At 41.5% G+C, this 702-nt stretch carries 1 protein-coding gene and 1 pseudogene; both read right to left on the reverse strand.

Features of this window, described 5'->3' with window-relative positions; genetic code table 11:
- Window positions 1-235, reverse strand: a pseudogene (locus tag ACS8FD_RS20695) (hypothetical protein); the annotation flags it as partial.
- 201 nt (window positions 236-436) lie between these two features.
- A partial coding sequence (gene grxD / locus ACS8FD_RS20700; RefSeq protein WP_439277250.1) for a Grx4 family monothiol glutaredoxin occupies window positions 437-702 on the reverse strand: 266 nt, incomplete at its 5' end.

Consider the following 702-nt stretch of genomic DNA (forward strand, 5'->3'; position numbering starts at 1 on the left):
CTGTGTCTTGATCAGCTACCACTCGCTGCTCAATGGCAACATAAGTCGCTTCTGTAGCACCGCCTGCCACACTCAGTTGATGAATACATCTAAGTGCAGAGTTTGGCTCATTGCCTGCCATCTCAATAAGGCGTAGAGACTCAGCTTTTAGATGTTCACGGCGCTTCTCAATGGCAGTTTGTTCTGTCGCTTCTTGCTGCTTAGCTGAGGCATCTTGTTTTGATTGGTCATTCATAAGTATCTCTTATTATCTAAATTGTATGTATCTTAACCACTATATGGGGCTAAAACCGATAAAAACAACAAAGTACATAGACAACAAAAACCCGAGCAACTATATCAGTTACTCGGGTTTGCAATGCCAAAAAATACAAATCACTTATTTAAACAATAAAGTAGTTTTGGACAACAAAGTGGTCCAAAAAAATGTAGATCATTAAGCAGCAGGGCTGTTTGCTTCAACCAACGGCTTAAGCTCACCTGATTGATACATCTCAAGAATGATATCTGATCCGCCCATCAACTCACCATCAATCCATAACTGTGGAAACGTTGGCCAGTTACCAACTTTCGGTAACGTCGCACGGATTTCTGGATTTTCCAAAATGTTAACAAACGCGAATGGACGACCAATTTGGGTCAACACTTCAATAGAACGTGCTGAAAAACCACACTGCGGAAATTGCGGTGTGCCTTTCATAT

This window comes from Psychrobacter sp. 1U2 (assembly GCF_051847575.1).